This window comes from Streptococcus oralis subsp. oralis, from assembly GCF_002096435.1.
Lineage (GTDB): Bacteria > Bacillota > Bacilli > Lactobacillales > Streptococcaceae > Streptococcus > Streptococcus oralis_AA.
Genome location: NZ_NCUI01000011.1, coordinates 1 through 254 on the forward strand (window position 1 = coordinate 1; position 254 = coordinate 254).

1 protein-coding gene is annotated in these 254 nt (G+C 43.7%); it reads left to right on the forward strand.

Going from position 1 to position 254, the window contains the following annotated elements; genetic code table 11:
• Window positions 1-254: isopeptide-forming domain-containing fimbrial protein (locus B7723_RS00055; protein WP_142357980.1), on the forward strand; the 254-nt coding region annotated here is incomplete at both ends.

A 254-nucleotide genomic window follows, 5' to 3' on the forward strand; every position in this document is an offset into this window, starting at 1 on the left:
GCTTACCTATCAGAAGATAAGACTGTGAAAGTTCCTAACAAGGCAGCTTACAAGGCAGATCTACCAAACAAACCAGGCTTTACGAAAGACTCTAACGAAGTTCCAGTAACGCCACCAACACCAGAAGAGCCAGAGATCAAGAAAGATGTGAACGGCAAAGAATCTGCAACACTTGCGAAACGTGATGAAGTCTTCACTTATAATGTGAAAACAAGTGTAGCGCAAGATGCGACAGCCTTCTCAGTCACAGATAC